A 17,093-nucleotide genomic window follows, 5' to 3' on the forward strand; every position below is an offset into this window, starting at 1 on the left:
AATGAAATTAATTTTGCCAAAATTCAGATGGTTGATTGCCCTACTTTCTTTTCCATTGTTATTGGTCATGTTCGTTCCAATTTGGCGAATCGACCTTTTTGCTCCCCAATACCCCGAAGGATTAACCATGAAAATCTGGCACAATGATCTCAAAGGAGATATAGACATCATCAATGGTCTGAATCATTATATTGGTATGCGACACATTAGTGTTGATATGTTTCCGGAATTTGTCATCATCAAATATGTCATTATTGGTTTTTTTCTGTTGGGTTTACTGGTTGCATTTGCAGGGAGACTGAGTGTATTGTTTTGGTACATTGTCATGACGATGGTAGGGGGATTATTTACCCTTTATGATTTTTACAGATGGGGTTATGAATACGGACATAATCTGGATCCAACCGCCGCCATCAAAGTCCCGGGATTTTCTTATCAACCACCTGTAATTGGTCACAAAAGATTGCTTAACTTTGATGCTTATTCACTGCCTGATATTGGTGCGTGGATAGTCATTATTGTTGGATCATTGTTTGTTTTTATATACATCTATCATTTATGGTATTATCGAAAGTTTTCTGCAGCATCAGTCCAGTGATGTTGATATTATTCCTTGTTTCTTGTTCGGTAGATCCCGAACCGATTCAGTATGGTTCTGATCTGTGCCAGACCTGTAAGATGGGTATTATGGAAAAGGGTTTTGCAGCGGAAATTGTTACAAAAAAGGGAAAAGTATATAAATTTGATGATGTAGGTTGCCAGTTATTATTTTTGAAATCCGGAGCCATCAAACAAGAGGATTGTGCTCATATCTTAGTCATAAAACACGGCACTGAGCAGGATTTTGTAGATGTGAAAAATGCAATCTTTCTTACCGGAGCCAAAATTAAGAGCCCTATGAATTTTAATCTCGCATGTTATCATTCGGACGACATGATTCCAGTCATTTACCTCGATTCCTCCATTAGAAAATTTAATTGGGCAGAATTGATGAGCACAATAGGTAAGTAAGCAATGCAGCATTGGATTTCATTTTTTTGTTGTTTTGCCTTTTACCAGAACATGTATTGTAATTCTGTGTACGTCAGCAAGGGCAACTCCATTAAGGATGCCATTGATAGGGCCAATTGTGGTGATACGGTTTTCATAGCAGAAGGCAGATATAAGGAAGGGAATATGGTGGTGGATAAAAGTTTGACCATCATAGGTATGGGGAAATGTATTCTGGATGGGGAGAAAGCTTATGAAATATTAACCATTGGTGCTGACGATGTTTCACTGATCAATCTCATTTTTAGAAACAGTGGATATTCAGCCACAAATGACCACGCTTCCATTAAGTTGGTCGGCGGTCGGTACTTTGTCATTGACCAATGTCAGATTTATGATTCATATTTTGGCATTCATATTTCAAATTGTGCATATGGAATTATTTCCAATTGCAGGGTCAATGGTACTCCGGACAAGGAACAAAACACCGGAAATGCCATTCACATTTGGAAATCAGATCACATCCAAGTATTCAACAATGAGTGCAGAGGACATAGAGACGGTATTTATTTTGAATTTGTTTCTGATTCCTATATTTTTAATAACAACAGTCATTCCAATATACGCTATGGCTTGCATTTTATGTTTAGCCATAGCAATACTTATTTTCACAATCAGTTTGTCAAAAACGGAGCTGGCGTGGCGGTGATGTATTCCAAGCATGTTTTGATGCAGGATAATTTTTTTAGAGAAAACTGGGGACCATCCTCTTTTGGGATTTTATTAAAAGACATCACGGATAGCAGAATGGTAGGGAATCAGTTTGTGAAAAATTCCTCGGGTATATTTATGGAAGGATCAAACCGGTGTATTATTGAGGCCAATTTGTTTAAGGAGAATGGATGGGCACTTAGGGTTCAAGCCAATTGCAATGACAATGAGATCAAAAGAAATAATTTCATTCACAATAGTTTCGATGTATCATGCAACGGCACATTGGTTCTGAACAAGTTTGACAGCAACTATTGGGATCGGTATGCAGGATATGATTTAAATAAGGATGGCATTGGCGACCAACCCTATCATCCTGTCAGTTTGTATTCTGTTTTGGTCGAACAAAATCCTGCCTTTCTTATTTTATTAAGGAGCGTTTTAATCTCTATTCTGGATCAGGTCGAAAGGGTTATTCCCATTTTGACACCAGTTGATTTGAAAGACAATGCCCCTTCCGTCAAGTATATTATTAACAATGATTGAGATATCTGATATACACAAGCAATTTCTTCGAATGAAAGCCTTGACTGGTATTTCGATGCAATGGAACAAAGGTGAAATTATTGCATTGATTGGACCAAATGGTTCTGGAAAGACTACTTTGCTAAAGTGCATATTGGGACTTGTGTTTCCAAGCTCGGGAGATATCAGATTGGATGGAAAATCCATTTTGCGCGATTCAGAATATAGGAGAAATCTGGGTTATATGTCTCAGATCAGTCGCTTTCCCGACAATCTAAAAGTAGCAGAGTTATTGGAAATACTGATGGATGTAAGACAGATGGAAGAAAGGAGTTCAGATTTTGATTTATTCAAAGAGTTTAAAATAGAAGCTGTCAAAGATAAATTGCTCAGAAATCTGAGCGGTGGTACGCGGCAAAAAGTGAACGCAGCATTTGCATTTTTATTTAATCCTGATATATTGATTCTTGATGAACCTACTGCGGGGCTTGATCCGGTATCGGTGGAGATTCTGAAAAGTAAAATAAAATCTTTACCTTCAAAAGAGAGACTACTGATCATCACTTCACATATTTTAAGCGATCTTGAGGAGTTTACTACACGAATTAATTATCTTCAGGAAGGCAAGGTAAAATTTGATTTGTCCATGGACCAGTTGATCCAATCTACAGGTCATGAAAGACTTGGAAAAGCCATCGCAAGGTATTTAAATACGCATCCCAATTGAAAGAAGTATGCTAAAAATCATTAAATACTTCCTGCTGGATATATTAAAGAGCAAGGTCATTCTGGGATTGACTCTGTTTTTTTTGATTGTCTCTTTTTCCCTGATGTACCTGGATGAAAATCAAAATAAGGCCGTTTTAAGTTTGATGAACATTATTTTTATTGTGGTGCCTTTGATTTCAATGTTTTTTTCTGCCAATCATTATTGGAATTCTTACGAGTTTAAAGAATTATTGTTGAGTCTTCCTCTTAAGAGAGAGAAAATCATCGTCAGTGAATTTATTGCTGTTGGTTCCAGTATTGCCCTGAGTATTATGTTTGGATTGGGTGTACCGTGCCTGTTATTTGGGGCGGGGTTCCAAATCATTTATCTCATTCTGCTTTCAGCATTGTTATCTGTTTCATGTGTAGCAATTTCCATGTGGATGGTTGTACTGACCAACGACAAATCCAGAGGACTTGGATATGTATTGTTGATGTGGTTTTACCTGACGATGTTGTACGATGTGCTGATAGTTAGTTTGATGTTGAATTTTAGTGAGTACCCACTTGAAAAACTGGTTGTTTTTTTAGCAGCATTAAATCCCATTGACTTGTGCAGAATATCTATGATGCTGCATCTGGATATCAGCGCACTGATGGGTTATACCGGAGCGCTGTACAAAGATTTTTTTTCAGGAAGCACTGGTTTGATATTTACCGTGTTGATGTTGGTACTTTGGATTGTAATTCCTTGTGTTCTGTTTGTCAGAAAATTCAGGACAAAAGACCTTTAGGAGGATTGTCGATTGACATCGGTATAACTGAAACGACCTGATGTCATAAACTTATAAATTTAAATGAAGTTTCAGTTCCTCCAATTCAATCCGTTTCATACAAGCATGATCGCCACGATGACATTCTTTCTGACCAAATACTGAGCAGGGACGGCAGCTCAAGGATTCGACAGATTCCTGGATAAGTACATTCCTTTCTTCATCTATGGGTCCAAAACCCAAGTAGGGATGGGTAGGCCCCCAGATGGAAATTATTTTTGGTATTTCAGACAGATTTGCCAAATGCATGTTGGCGGAATCCATGGTAAGGAGGATATCTAGTTTCGAAAAAAAATGGATCTGCTCTTTTATGTTAAAATAGTCACTCACAAGGATGATTTGAGTGGGGGATTTCCTTTGCCAGGATCTCATTCTGGATAATTCTGCTTCGCCTGCGCCAAACAAAAAAATAAGAATCCCTCGATTATTTTTTATAAGATGGTCTATCAGCATTTCTGTTTTGTCCCACTCTTTCCAAACGTGTTTTGCAAATGGGGCGATTCCAATTTTTTTATGCTCAGACCATTTTTGATTTTCAATGGTTGTTTGTAATTTTTGATTGATTTCTGGATTTACAGGCCATCTGTAATTTGAATATGTAGCGATATGATTGGTCAACTGAAATCCTGCTTTGGCAAAAACATCACGATATCTTAAAACATGATGTCTCAGATTTGAATTTTGAGCGATCATATTACCCAGTCTGGATTTTTTTTCCCGCTTTCCTTTGTCTATTCGAAAAACAGATCCATTTATTCCTGACAGAAGGAGGCAAATAAGTCTGGACCTTATACTCCCGTGTAAATCGATAACAGCCTCATAATTATGGAGCTTTAATGCACGTACCAATTTTATTAAATCAAGAAATCCTCGATACCCTTTATTAAATTTTATACCAATGGTTCTGACTCGCGGAATTTCTTCCATTGCAAATTCTAATCCGGATTTGGTCAGAAAATCCATGCTGATATCTGGATGTGTACGCATCAATTCTCTAATCACAGGATGGCACAAAACAACATCGCCCATTGCAGAAAACCTGATGACCAGAATTTTCATCGATCAGGATTTGCGTTGATACAATTCAGGATTGGTAGTGGGGTCGTTGTACATTTTCATTTGTCTGTACAGCTTTAAAACAGTCTGTCCGTTCTGAATTTCTGATATAAGATGATTGATGCTTTCACAAAGGTCCAGTTTTTGCATCATTAGCACAGAAAGTTTTTCCTGACACATTCGCAAATGGTTTAAATCTGCATCGACTCTTTTGGTTTGTTCATCCATGTGATAAATTTTCAACATCAGGATGGACAGACGATCGATGGCCCAGGCGGGTGTTTCGGTATTTAACCTTGGGTGAGGGATCATTTTCACATTTTCCATTTCCTTTTGAAACCAATCGTCTATTTTTTCAACGAGGTCAGTTCGGTCCTGGTTGGATAAGTCGATCTTGCGTTTGATTTGAATAAACTCTTCCGGCCTTAGATCGGGTCTTCGTATGATGTCCTCAAGATGCCATTGGATGGTATCGATCCATGATTTTCTTGTGAGCATTTGCTGAATGCTTGAAAGTTCTTCGCCCCATGGATAGCTTTGATTGACATCATTTTTGACATGATAGTTCTCAATGACCTGAGAAAAGATGCTGCAACAGTATTCGGCGGTGATCAAGATCCGTTTTTTATGGATGTTGAATTATCTCATGTATTCTTCGATGGGTGGACAGGTGCACACCAGGTTTCTGTCTCCATGGGCATTGTTGACCCTGCTCACCGTTGGCCAAAACTTGTTGGTAGGAGTGAGATAAGCCAAAGGATATGCAGCTTTCTGACGGCTGTATGGTTTGGTCCAGACATCTGCGGTAAGCAAACTGGCCGTATGCGGAGCATTGTGCAATACATTGTCTTCTGCCGGATATTCTCCTCTGGCCACTTCATCAATTTCATCGTGAATGCTGAGTAAAGCATCACAAAAACGATCCAACTCTTCCAGATTTTCTGATTCGGTTGGTTCGATCATGATGGTTCCAGCTACAGGAAAAGAAAGAGTAGGTGCGTGAAATCCATAATCCATCAATCTCTTGGCAACATCTTCTGCAGAAACTCCAAGATCTTTGTACGGTCTTAGATCTAAAATCAATTCGTGGGCCACCCGTCCTTTTTCTCCTTTGTAAAGTACTTTGTATCTTTTTCCAAGACGATGGGCAATGTAGTTTGCATTCAAAATAGCGTGAACCGTGGCTTTGGTCATTCCTGAGGGTCCCAACATTCGAATGTATGCATACGAAATGATCAAGATACTAGCAGAACCATAAGGAGCAGCGGATACAGCGGGTACGCTTGTATTTGAATTCAATATATCCATGTAGGGATGTCCAGGTAAAAATGGCTTTAATTTGTCATTCACACAAATTGGCCCCATACCCGGACCGCCACCGCCATGAGGAATGGCAAATGTCTTGTGTAAATTCAAATGACAAACATCTGCACCAATGACTGCGGGACTGGTCAAGCCGACCTGGGCATTCATATTGGCCCCATCCATATAAACCAATCCTCCAAAATCATGTACGATTTGACAAATCTCCTGTATAGCAGTTTCAAAAACTCCGTGTGTGGATGGATAGGTGACCATCAGACAAGCCAATTGATCTTTGTGTAATTCTGCTTTTGCCCGAATGTCTTCGACGATGATATTTCCATTTTCATCACATGCGGTCACCACCACATCCATTCCCGCCACCACAGCAGAGGCAGGATTTGTGCCGTGGGCTGATGCAGGAATCAGGGCAATCTTCCGATGGTGTTCTCCTCTCGATTCATGGTATGCTTTTATGGTCAACAAACCTGCAAATTCTCCCTGTGCCCCTGAATTTGGTTGCAGGGAACAGGCAGAAAATCCGGTAACCTGGCATAGATATTCTTCCAGTTGGTGAATCATTGTGAGATACCCCTCTACCTGGTCTGCAGGGACAAAAGGATGCACATTGCTAAACTCAGGCCAACTGACAGGTATTAATTCCGTTGCCGCATTCAGTTTCATGGTACATGATCCAAGTGAAATCATCGAATGCACCAGTGAAAGATCTTTGTTTTCCAAACTTTTGATATACCTCATCATGGCTGATTCAGTATGTTTGGTATTGAAAATAGGATGGGTCAAATAATCTGAAGTTCTGATCAAAGAATCCGGCAGGGCAATTTTGGTGGCTGGAATTAAAAGCGGATCAGATTTTCCAGCTACTTTGGCAAATACTGAACAAATTGTTTTTAATTCATCTTCGGTGGTAGATTCATCCAAAGAAATCTGAACATGAGAATCTGTGTACCAAAAATTGATCGATCTTTTCTCAGCTTCTAGGCGGACAGATTTCATTTGATCTGAACTTAGCTGAATGCAAATGGTGTCGAAGAAATTTCCGGACTGGAGAACATAACCAAGACCCACCAAAGCATCGGCAAGACTACAAGCCATGTCATGAATCCTTCTGCTGATGCGGTAGAGTCCTTCGGGTCCATGGTACACCGCATACATTGAAGCCATGATGGCAAGCAAAGCCTGTGCGGTACATATATTCGAAGTAGCCTTTTCTCTCCGAATGTGTTGCTCTCTGGTTTGAAGGGCCATTCTGAGGGCACGATTACCAAATTCATCAATGGAAACGCCAATGATTCTACCTGGAAGATCTCTTTTAAAATCCTCCCTGGTGGCGAAAAACGCAGCATGTGGACCTCCAAACCCCAAAGGAACACCCATTCTCTGGCTATTGCCCAATGCGACATCCGCTCCCAATTCACCCGGGGATTTTAATAGACAAAGTGCCATCAAATCAGTTGCCATGGCTACATGACAGGACTTTTCCCTGCATTTTTGAATAAGTACTTTGTAATCTTCAACAGATCCCTGGCTATTGGGATATTGAATCAATACCCCGAAGCAATTTTCTGGGATTGGGTCCTTGTGAACATCACCACTTATTATTTTGATCTTGTTTGGCCAGGCCCTCGATTGGAGCACGGACAAAGTCTGTTTGTAAATATTTGTATCAACATAAAAAACATTGGGTGATTGTTCCTTATTTCTTCCAGCTTTGGCGTGATAGAACATCAGCATTGCTTCAGCCGCCGCAGTGCCTTCATCCAAAAGAGACGCATTTGCTATCGGAAGTCCGGTCAGATCAGATACCATGGTCTGAAAATTCAACAGTGCTTCAAGTCTTCCCTGCGCAATTTCAGCCTGATAAGGGGTGTATTGGGTGTACCATCCCGGATTCTGGAAAACGTTTCTTGCGATCACCGAAGGGGTAACGGTTCCAAAATATCCCTGACCTATGTAGCTCTTAAATGATTTATTCTTATTTGCCAACTTCTTGAGCTCCAGAAGGAAGTCAAATTCAGAAAGGGCTTCCGGTATATCCATTTGATCCGTTCTCCTGATATGAGCCGGGATCGTCTCTTGGATTAACTGATCCGGGCTGTTCAAACCCATTGATCTGAGCATACTCACCAGATCAGCACCGAGGGTGCCAATATGTCTTGTTTCAAACTTATCTGTGCGTGCAAAAGGATTCATAAAATGCAATGTTGATTAAAAAGTCTGCAAAATTAATCTTGTCTGAACAACAAGCCCAAAAAAACAACTCTCCAGAAGGAATTTTTCTCAAAAAAACCCAGGCTGAATCAAATCACGAATTCTCCCTGATTAATAAGCCCTTATACTAGAATTTTGAAATTCCAAGTCCAAAATGAAGGACTTCATGCATGTCTTTGACATAAACGAATTCCAATCCTTTCAGATGGTCAGCAGGTATTTCTTCTACATTTGGCTTGTTTTCAATACAAAGCATGATGGTGTTGATACCAGCTCTTTTGGCAGCCAATACTTTCTCTTTGATGCCTCCTACCGGCAAAACCCTTCCCCTAAGGGTGATTTCCCCGGTCATTGCCAGATGAGATTTCAAAGGTTTCTTAATGATACAAGATGTTACAGCGGATAACATGGTGATACCCGCAGAAGGTCCATCTTTGGGTATGGCCCCTTCCGGCACATGGATGTGAATGTCATGGTTTTCAAAGAAATCATCTTCGATGTTTAATTCTGATGAATGAGCTTTGACAAAAGAAATGGCAGTACTGGCTGATTCCTTCATCACATCTCCCAGATTTCCGGTAAGGATCATTTTTCCTTTGCCTTTTGAAATAGAAGTCTCAATGTACAAAATATCACCTCCGACCCTGGTCCAGGCCAATCCAATGGCAACACCGGCAGGAAGATTCTCCTGATACTGGTCATTGTTAAATTTTTGGACGCCCAAAATATTTTTGAGATCTTCAGGTTGGAAGCTCACTTGCTTTGCTTTGTGCATGGCAACCTCCAGAGCCGCTTTCCTCATGATGGAGGCCAATTGTCTTCCAAGAGACCGCACTCCTGATTCGCGGGTGTATTCTTCGATGATGTGGCTGATGGTTTCCCGCGATATCTTTATTTGTTTTGGTTTTAAACCATGTTCCTCTGCTATGGCTGGCAATTGATGTTTTATGGCGATCTCCAATTTTTCCTCCAGAGAATAACCCTGTATTTCGATAATCTCCATTCTATCCAACAGAGCGGGTTGGATACTGCTCAAAGCGTTGGAGGTGGCGATAAACAAGACCTTGGATAGATCGTATTCCTGCTCGAGATAGTTGTCATGGAACGTAGAATTTTGCTCTGGATCCAAAACTTCCAGAAGGGCGGAAGACGGATCACCCCTAAAATCTTTACCCAATTTGTCTATTTCATCCAGGATAAAAACAGGATTGGACGATCCTGCTTTGCGGATGGCTTGAATGATACGACCCGGCATGGCACCGATATAGGTTTTGCGATGTCCCCGAATTTCAGATTCATCATGCAATCCACCCAATGACATTCGGACAAATTTGCGGTTGAGGGCTTTGGCGATGGATTTACCCAAAGACGTTTTACCCACACCCGGAGGTCCTGTCAAACATAGGATGGGGGCCTTCATATCGCCTTTTAGTTTTAAGACAGCAAGGTGTTCAATGATTCTTTCTTTGACTTTTTCCAGACCATAGTGATCCTTATCCAGGACCTTTCGGATGTGATCAATGTCATAACGGTCTTTGGTATATTCATTCCAGGGAAGATCAATCAGGGTTTCCAGATAATTCATCTGGACAGAATATTCTGCCACCTGGGGATTCATTCTCTGCAATTTATTGAGTTCTTTTTCAAAATGCTCTGCATTCGATTTACTCCATTTCTTTTTAGAAGCTTTTTCTTTTAGCTCAACAAGGTCCTGCTCATGAGGGTCATGTCCAAGCTCTTCCTGGATGGTTTTCAATTGTTGATTGAGATAATAATCTCTTTGCTGTTTTTCCAGATCACCCCTTACTTTCGATTCAATCTGATCTTTGACCTCCAATAATTTGAGGTCATCACTCAGATGTAACATGATTTTTTCTGCTTTGCCAAATAAATCGTCGGTCTCTAATAGACTTTGTTTTTGGTCTATGCTAATGTTGAGATTGGAAGAAATAAAATTTAAAAGAAATCTGTCATTGTCAATATTGCGCAGGAGTAGTTGTGCTTCATTGGGTATTTGCGGGGACAATTCGATGATGCGTTTGGATTGCTCCTGAATCGTTTTGATCATTGCCTCGTATTCCAGTTTTCTCTCGGACTTTGTGTAAGAACGAAGAACGATCCTTGCTTCTAAAAATGGATTTTCGCTCACTACGTTTTCGACCGTAAACCTTTTTCTTCCCTGGAGTATGACCGTTTGACTACCATCGGGCATTTTTAACATTTTCACAATTCTTGCGATAGTGCCGGTAGAATATAAATCACTGAAACCGGGATTTTCCGTTTTGCTGTCTTTTTGGGTAAGTACAGCTATAAACTTGTCTGTTTCGTTGGATTTACTCAAGGCTCGGATGGATTTATCCCTGCCCACTGTGATCGGAATAATCACACCTGGAAATAAAATGGTATTCTTCAGAGGCATAACAGGCATTAAGTCCCCGAAAATTTCATTTTTTCCTGCCTCCTCTTCTTCAGAGACCGCTACAAAAGGCAACATTTCGACGTCTTCTAAAATTTCCGAACTCAAGTAATATAGATTGTTTTGCATGGTACTGGTTGCTGTAAGGATCAAATTCAGTTTGATCTGTGAATAATTGCAATACTTAGGACAAGCTTCGTGCCATCCGGTTCGAATGTCAGGAAAACCAATCAATGAATTTACAATAATATTAATAATATATTGTAAATCAATTTATTACATAAAAAAAATGGACAATTATGCCCATCTGACAAAAAGTCCACTTTCACATAATTGGGTGACACGCAATTGGGTCAGATCACGAAAAAGGGCCGTACATCATGAGTTTGTACGACCCCTCTCATTTACTGATTTTGGAATTGATTCTTATCGGTCCCTGATGTCAGAAAGCACCTTTATAGACTCTGCAATATAAATGTCTTTTTTAATGTAATTGAGAAAATCCTCATTCCTGGTAGTTCGGGATGTATCGGATTGAATATAGGTCAAATCAGCTTGCAGGTTTTCAGTTTTTAAAGATTCGATGGGTTTTCTGACCTCATCATCGTATATTTTTGAAGTGGATTTTCTGACTTCCATTTCTTTTTTAAACTGGGCAAAATCCAATAAATATTTCGTTTTGTCTCTAAGCTCTTTTAACAGTTTTGCTTGCTGGTCTGCCTTTTGAAATTCTATTTGTTTTAAAACCCTTTCCTTGCTCTTTTTTTTGATTTCGTCAAGATTTGATATGACAAAGGTATTTTGATAAGAATCCAAACTCTTGATGACATCGTAAGGCATGGAGTTGTCGTATTCCTTTTCGCCAGTTTCCACATAGGAATACAATTCAGGAAGAACAATATCTGGCTCGACTCCCTTCAATTGAACAGACCCACCGTTCACGCGATAATATTTCTGGATGGTGATTTTCATTTCACCCAGAGGTTTGTACTCATCATTACCTGGAATTCTGTCCAAATTAATAAATCGCTGTACAGTACCTTTTCCAAAGGTGGAGCCATTGCCAATGATGACTGCTCTTTTATAATCTTGCAAACAGGCCGCAAGAATCTCAGAAGCGGATGCAGAATAACCATTGACCAAAACCACCATTGGACCTTCAAATTCTACACCCGGGTCGGTGTCCTGGTATGGACTTACGCGATCCTTATCCTTTACCTGGACGACAGGTCCTTTTTCAAAAAACAGTCCGGCCATTTCCACGACTTCCTGCAAAGAGCCGCCTCCGTTGTTGCGAAGATCAAAAATAAGACTTTGGACACCTTCTGCTTTTAATTTCCTGATTTCCTTTTGAACATCTCTGGCACAACTGGCTCCATTTGGATTTTCAAAATCTGCATAAAATCTCGGCAAATTCAAATAACCGACGGTCCCTTCTATTTGATCGTATTTTAAGAGAGCAGACCTGGCAAATCCCTCGTCCATCATCACTTCATCTCTAAGAATCGTAATCTCTTTGATGAGACCATCTTTTTTCTTTACTTTCAGTGTGACTTCTGTACCTTTTTTACCCCGTATCATTTTAACCACCTCATCAATCAACATTCCTTTGATGTCCACCATCTCCTTATCCTTTTGTTGAACACCCATTATGATATCATTGGTTTCAAGTTCTTTTTGTTTCCAGGCAGGACCACCCGGCACGATCGAACTGACCTTGGTGTATTCTTTTTCGGTCTGAAGTCTGGCACCAATTCCTTCCAGTTTTCCGGACATATTGATGTTAAAATCTTCCTTATCCTTTGGATTTAGAAAATCAGTGTGAGGATCATAAATATGAATCAGGGTATTGACGTAAATCTCAAATCGATCGGCCCTTGTCAGTTGGTTCATCCTTTTAAACCAATTGGCCATGCTCTCTTTGATGTCGTTTTTGATCCCAAGCACAACAGAATCCTGGGGCCTTTCTTCTTTTTTACCTTCTTCCGGATACATCGCATCATAGTACCTGGACAAAAAATCGTATTGCAGGGTTTTTTGCCAGAATTCTCTCAACTCACGGTCGTTGGAAGCCCAATCCCTTTTGTCGGCATCCATTTCAATTTCTCCTGAAGCATCCAATTTGAATTTCGAATCCAATATTTCAATGTAATACTTCTCAACTTTCTTGATGGCATTTTGCAGCAATTCGACGGATTTGTCAAACATCTCTAAATTGCCTTCGCGAAAGTGATCATCCATAAGTGATTTGTACTTTTCCAATTTTTGGAGATCTTCTTTGGTCAAAAACCTCTTCCCTGAATCCATATTTTTGAGGTATTGCTCATAGGCCTTTGCGCTAAAGGAATCATCAATGACAGGTGGCTGGTAATGATAAGCCTGACTTTGTTTGTAAATTAGTTGCAGGAGCAATTGCTCCTTGGAGCCCGGCGGGTGAGATGGGCGGCATTGGGTGGTAAAATAAAACAGGCCCATCAAAATGGGCACAACAAAAAACCATGTTTTTTTCGAATTCATCACTTTTTTCATTTTCTATGTGTATTCCCAAGAACAATTAAAGGTCTGCGACCATTACAATTTTTATCTGCTTTTTGATAAATTTAACTATAAAGGCACAGCTTTCTTAAAGGTTGAGAAGCAAGGGCAAAATTAATGCGTATTTTTGAACTACGAAGGATTTCGTAATAAAAAACATACCAATTTAGACAAAATCCATTTGTACAAGGATAAAACCAACGATTTTAATTATCAAACGGGCCAATCTGTTGTTGGTATTTCATCCTTGGTTGATATGTTGAAATACGGTTTGGTTGGAAAAAGTCTAAAACATTCATTTTCAAAGAAATATTTTGAAAGTAAATGGTCAAAGGAGCAAAATTTGGACAAATCCTACCATCTGTTTGAGATTGAGAAAGAAGAGTTGCTGGAGGAATTTTTATGGAGACAGTCAGATTTGCAGGGATTTAATGTGACCATACCTTATAAAGAAGCCATTCTTACCTTGTTGGATCAATTGGACCCTGTTGCAAGAGATATTGGTGCGGTCAATTGCGTTTGTCGTCAGGATCAGCATTGGGTGGGCTATAATACAGATGGACCTGCATTTAAGGAAAGTCTTGAAGCTAAAATAATGGATAGAAAACCTACACAAGCGCTTGTATTGGGATCAGGAGGAGCATCCAAAGCAGTCTGTTGGGCATTGAGACAACTCGCTGTTCCAGCACTTTTGGTTTCACGAACCACCAGGATCAATTATTCCTTTATCCGACAAAATTGGTCTTCTGATTTTCAGCTGATTGTGAATACCACGCCCCTTGGCATGTTTCCGGCCACACATTCCTTTCCGGATATTCCATATCATCGTTTGAATCAGCAATGTTATGTTTATGATCTGGTGTACAACCCCTCCAAATCAATTTTTCTTGAAAAGGCCGAGGCCATGGGTGCCTTTATCCAGAACGGATACGAAATGCTTTGCATTCAGGCAGAGCTAAGCGAGAAGATTTGGAATCAATTTCAAAAAGAACAACCATAAAATGAAGAAACCCAGATTGGTGATATTGACCGGAGCCGGCATGAGTGCTGAAAGTGGAATTAAGACCTTCAGAGATGCGGATGGATTGTGGGAAGGTCACGATGTCATGGAGGTGGCTTCGCCACAGGGATGGCACAGAAATCCCGAGTTGGTGCTTGATTTTTACAACCAAAGGAGGAGACAGCTGCTCCTGGCAGAACCAAATTCAGCGCACAAGGGATTGGTGACACTGGAATCAAGTCATGAGGTTCAAATTATCACACAAAATGTAGATGATTTGCATGAGCGCGCAGGAAGTCAGCATGTTTTGCACCTGCATGGAGAGTTGTTAAAGGTGAGGAGTACTCTTTACCCCCATTTGGTGTATGATTGGTCGGGAGACCTTGTTCTCGGAGATGTTTGTGAAAGGGGAGCTCAGCTGAGACCGCATATTGTTTGGTTTGGGGAAAATGTACCCTTGCTGGAAAAAGCAGCAGAGCTCTGTGCGGCTGCGGATGTTTTGGTGATTATAGGGAGCTCTCTTCAAGTTTATCCGGCAGCCGGCCTGATGTCCTATGCAGATCCAGGGATTCCGGTGTATTACATTGATAAAAACCCTGCAGTAAACTTTGAACTAAGGAGAATGGCCCATTTGAAAATTTGGAATCTTTTGGCGACCGAAGGAGTGGAACAATTAATATCAGATTTGACCCCTTAAATTTTGTGGATATGAATTCTAATAACTGAAACAAACCCCATTAATATTTACATCCATCCATATGAATTATCACATAGTTCCATTAACTTCGCATCTCTATAAACCCTTTCATTTTCAATTAATCATTTTACCTATATCATGAGCAACATTAAATTATTTGAAAGTAAACAAGTTCGAACTCACTGGGATGAAAAACGGAAACATGGCTTTTTTTAGTGATAGATGTTGTAGAAATATTAACGGATAGTTCAAATCCAAGAGATTATTGGTTTAAAATGAAAAAGAGAGTTAAAACCGAAGATGGGCTTGAACTGTCGACAATATGTCGACGGTTGAAAATGAAAGCATCTGACGGAAAATTAAGGGAAACAGATGTTGCAGACAATCAATCATTGCTTCGAATTATTCAATCAATTCCTTCACCAAAGGCAGAGCCATTTAAACAATGACTAGCTAAAGTTGGATATGAAAGAATGTAATCACCAATGAAAACTTTCTACCTCCATCCAATAAAATAAAAAAAACAGATCAATAAAAATGGAACTCATTTACATAATACTCGCCATTCTGGTAATTCTTATCATCATAAATATCCTGCTTTCTTACAATGCTGGTAAAAAGCAAACTGGTACCGAATTAGCCGAACTTAAGTCTTCTATCCAAACCCTTACAACAAATCTGAAGGACACCGAAAAAAATTTAAAAGATGAGTTTGTCATCAACCGTAAAGAAAGTGCAGAAACAGCAACAGGTTTAAGAACAGAAATTGGCAATCAGCTGAATAAATTCACACAAACATTTTCAGACCAACTTGGTAACCTTACCAAATCCAACGAAGAAAAGTTAGAAGCCATCCGCAAAACCTTTGAAGAAAAATTGGTGGACTTTCAGAAAAGCATTGAAACAAATAACAAAGAGAGCAGAACAGAACTCAAAAATAATTTGGAGGCATTTAAGAAGGAACTAAACGACGCTTTGCAAGATTACAAGGAGAGAATGAGAGAGCAGTTCTCAGATTTTACAAAAAATCAAAATGTCCAGAATTTGGCCAATAGTGAGAAGATTGCAGATTTAAAAAATTCACTCGAGAATTCCGTCAAAACCATGCAGGAAGGCAACGAGAAGAAGTTGGAAGAAATGAGAAAAACAGTGGATGAAAAACTCAACGAAACTTTGGAAAAACGCCTTGGTGAATCTTTTAAACAAGTCAGCGACCGATTGGAAGCAGTCCACAAAGGATTGGGTGAAATGCAAACCCTGGCGGTCAGTGTGGGGGATTTGAAAAAGGTCATGAGCAATGTAAAATCAAGAGGTGTTTTGGGCGAATATCAGTTGCAAAACATCATCGAAGATTTGCTGACCAACGAGCAATACGAAAAGAATGTAAAAACCAAAGTGGGTAGCGGTGCAGTGGTAGAGTTTGCCATAAAAATGCCCCACGGCAACAATTTAGAAAAAACACTTTGGCTTCCCATTGATTCCAAATTTCCAAAAGAAGATTATGAAGCACTTGTGGATGCTTACGAAAAAGGGGATCTGGAAAAAATTGATGAATACCGAAAAGCATTTATCAACGGAATCAAGAAAAACGCGAAGGACATCAAGGAAAAATACATAGACCCACCCAATACCACAGAATATGGCATTATGTTTTTGCCCTACGAAAGTTTGTTTGGTGAAGTATTGAGGGTTCCCGGACTTTTTGAACAATTGCAAAAAGATTATAAAATCACCATCACCGGTCCAACAACCTTGAGCGCATTGCTGAATAGTTTGCAAATGGGATTTAGAACATTGGCCATCGAAAAACGAAGCAGTGAGGTATGGGATTTATTGGGCGCTGTAAAGACAGAGTTTGGACAATTTGGTACCATCCTTGAAAAAACCAAGAAAAAACTGGACGAGGCATCAAATGTCATAGACTCAGCTGGTGTCAGAACAAGGGCCATAGAAAGAAAGCTGCGCAATGTACAGGAATTGCCCGGTAATGAAACAAAACTGATCTTGGATAATTACAGTGACGAAGAGAGAATCAATTCATCTTTACAAAATTTGGAAGACCAGTAAGCAACAATAAATGGATCTATG

13 protein-coding genes and 1 pseudogene are annotated in these 17,093 nt (G+C 39.8%); 9 read left to right on the forward strand and 5 right to left on the reverse strand.

Annotated features, from left to right (window positions below):
• Position 1: 1 nt before the first annotated feature.
• From IPM48_07105 to IPM48_07125, 5 genes are read left to right on the forward strand one after another with little or no spacing between them, the layout of a single operon-like run.
• Positions 2-598 carry a hypothetical protein gene (locus IPM48_07105; protein MBK9271349.1) on the forward strand — a complete coding sequence of 199 codons (597 nt, stop codon included), beginning with the start codon at positions 2-4 and terminating at the stop codon, positions 596-598.
• Positions 598-1,011, forward strand: coding sequence for a nitrous oxide reductase accessory protein NosL (locus IPM48_07110; GenBank protein MBK9271350.1), 414 nt, complete (start codon positions 598-600; stop codon positions 1,009-1,011). The genes IPM48_07105 and IPM48_07110 overlap by 1 nt, the downstream gene beginning before the upstream one ends.
• A 3-nt stretch (positions 1,012-1,014) precedes the next feature.
• A complete protein-coding gene (gene nosD / locus IPM48_07115; GenBank protein MBK9271351.1) occupies positions 1,015-2,247 on the forward strand; it encodes a nitrous oxide reductase family maturation protein NosD in 1,233 nt (410 codons plus the stop codon).
• A complete protein-coding gene (locus tag IPM48_07120; protein ID MBK9271352.1) occupies positions 2,240-2,953 on the forward strand; it encodes an ABC transporter ATP-binding protein in 714 nt (237 codons plus the stop codon). The genes nosD and IPM48_07120 overlap by 8 nt, the downstream gene beginning before the upstream one ends.
• Positions 2,954-2,960: 7 nt before the next feature.
• Positions 2,961-3,728 (forward strand): ABC transporter permease subunit, encoded by a 768-nt coding sequence (locus IPM48_07125; GenBank protein ID MBK9271353.1) that lies wholly within the window; start codon positions 2,961-2,963, stop codon positions 3,726-3,728.
• A gap of 51 nt (positions 3,729-3,779) precedes the next feature.
• On the opposite strand, the gene IPM48_07130 is transcribed toward IPM48_07125, so the two are convergent.
• The 5 genes from IPM48_07130 to IPM48_07150 all read right to left on the reverse strand — a co-directional run bounded on the left by IPM48_07130 (position 3,780) and on the right by IPM48_07150 (position 13,290).
• The gene (locus tag IPM48_07130) at positions 3,780-4,826 is read right to left on the reverse strand and encodes a glycosyltransferase family 9 protein (GenBank protein MBK9271354.1); all 1,047 of its coding nucleotides are present in this window, start codon (positions 4,824-4,826) and stop codon (positions 3,780-3,782) included.
• Between the two features lie 3 nt (positions 4,827-4,829).
• Complete coding sequence (locus tag IPM48_07135; GenBank protein MBK9271355.1) at positions 4,830-5,438, reverse strand: DUF4254 domain-containing protein; 609 nt, start codon at positions 5,436-5,438, stop codon at positions 4,830-4,832.
• Positions 5,439-5,462: 24 nt separating this feature from the next.
• On the reverse strand, positions 5,463-8,339 hold the full coding sequence (gene gcvP / locus IPM48_07140; protein ID MBK9271356.1) for an aminomethyl-transferring glycine dehydrogenase: 2,877 nt from the start codon (positions 8,337-8,339) through the stop codon (positions 5,463-5,465).
• Positions 8,340-8,484: 145 nt separating this feature from the next.
• Positions 8,485-10,902, reverse strand: a complete 2,418-nt coding sequence (lon, locus tag IPM48_07145; protein ID MBK9271357.1) for an endopeptidase La — start codon at positions 10,900-10,902, stop codon at positions 8,485-8,487.
• 297 nt (positions 10,903-11,199) lie between these two features.
• A complete protein-coding gene (locus IPM48_07150) occupies positions 11,200-13,290 on the reverse strand; it encodes a carboxy terminal-processing peptidase (GenBank protein ID MBK9271358.1) in 2,091 nt (696 codons plus the stop codon).
• 145 nt (positions 13,291-13,435) lie between these two features.
• Here IPM48_07150 and aroE point away from each other — a divergent pair, with 145 nt between their 5' ends.
• The 4 genes and pseudogenes from aroE to rmuC all read left to right on the forward strand — a co-directional run bounded on the left by aroE (position 13,436) and on the right by rmuC (position 17,072).
• Positions 13,436-14,308, forward strand: coding sequence for a shikimate dehydrogenase (gene aroE / locus IPM48_07155; GenBank protein ID MBK9271359.1), 873 nt, complete (start codon positions 13,436-13,438; stop codon positions 14,306-14,308).
• A gap of 1 nt (position 14,309) precedes the next feature.
• A complete protein-coding gene (locus tag IPM48_07160; protein MBK9271360.1) occupies positions 14,310-15,005 on the forward strand; it encodes an NAD-dependent deacylase in 696 nt (231 codons plus the stop codon).
• A 138-nt stretch (positions 15,006-15,143) separates the two neighbouring features.
• Positions 15,144-15,454: pseudogene (locus IPM48_07165) on the forward strand (Bro-N domain-containing protein).
• Between the two features lie 88 nt (positions 15,455-15,542).
• The gene (gene rmuC / locus IPM48_07170; GenBank protein ID MBK9271361.1) at positions 15,543-17,072 is read left to right on the forward strand and encodes a DNA recombination protein RmuC; all 1,530 of its coding nucleotides are present in this window, start codon (positions 15,543-15,545) and stop codon (positions 17,070-17,072) included.
• The last annotated feature ends 21 nt before the right edge of the window (positions 17,073-17,093 follow it).

It is taken from the genome of Saprospiraceae bacterium, assembly GCA_016715965.1.
In the GTDB taxonomy this organism is placed as follows: domain Bacteria; phylum Bacteroidota; class Bacteroidia; order Chitinophagales; family Saprospiraceae; genus Vicinibacter.

What these genes read in the sequence shown, in the direction of transcription:
- IPM48_07105 (MBK9271349.1), top strand. Translation starts at nt 2, where the DNA reads ATGAAATTAATTTTGCCAAAATTCAGATGGTTGATTGCCCTACTTTCT.
- IPM48_07110 (MBK9271350.1), top strand. Translation starts at nt 598, where the DNA reads ATGTTGATATTATTCCTTGTTTCTTGTTCGGTAGATCCCGAACCGATT.
- nosD (MBK9271351.1), top strand. Translation starts at nt 1,015, where the DNA reads ATGCAGCATTGGATTTCATTTTTTTGTTGTTTTGCCTTTTACCAGAAC.
- IPM48_07120 (MBK9271352.1), top strand. Translation starts at nt 2,240, where the DNA reads ATGATTGAGATATCTGATATACACAAGCAATTTCTTCGAATGAAAGCC.
- IPM48_07125 (MBK9271353.1), top strand. Translation starts at nt 2,961, where the DNA reads ATGCTAAAAATCATTAAATACTTCCTGCTGGATATATTAAAGAGCAAG.
- IPM48_07130 (MBK9271354.1), bottom strand. Translation starts at nt 4,826, where the DNA reads ATGAAAATTCTGGTCATCAGGTTTTCTGCAATGGGCGATGTTGTTTTG.
- gcvP (MBK9271356.1), bottom strand. Translation starts at nt 8,339, where the DNA reads ATGAATCCTTTTGCACGCACAGATAAGTTTGAAACAAGACATATTGGC.
- lon (MBK9271357.1), bottom strand. Translation starts at nt 10,902, where the DNA reads ATGCAAAACAATCTATATTACTTGAGTTCGGAAATTTTAGAAGACGTC.
- IPM48_07150 (MBK9271358.1), bottom strand. Translation starts at nt 13,290, where the DNA reads ATGAATTCGAAAAAAACATGGTTTTTTGTTGTGCCCATTTTGATGGGC.
- IPM48_07160 (MBK9271360.1), top strand. Translation starts at nt 14,310, where the DNA reads ATGAAGAAACCCAGATTGGTGATATTGACCGGAGCCGGCATGAGTGCT.
- rmuC (MBK9271361.1), top strand. Translation starts at nt 15,543, where the DNA reads ATGGAACTCATTTACATAATACTCGCCATTCTGGTAATTCTTATCATC.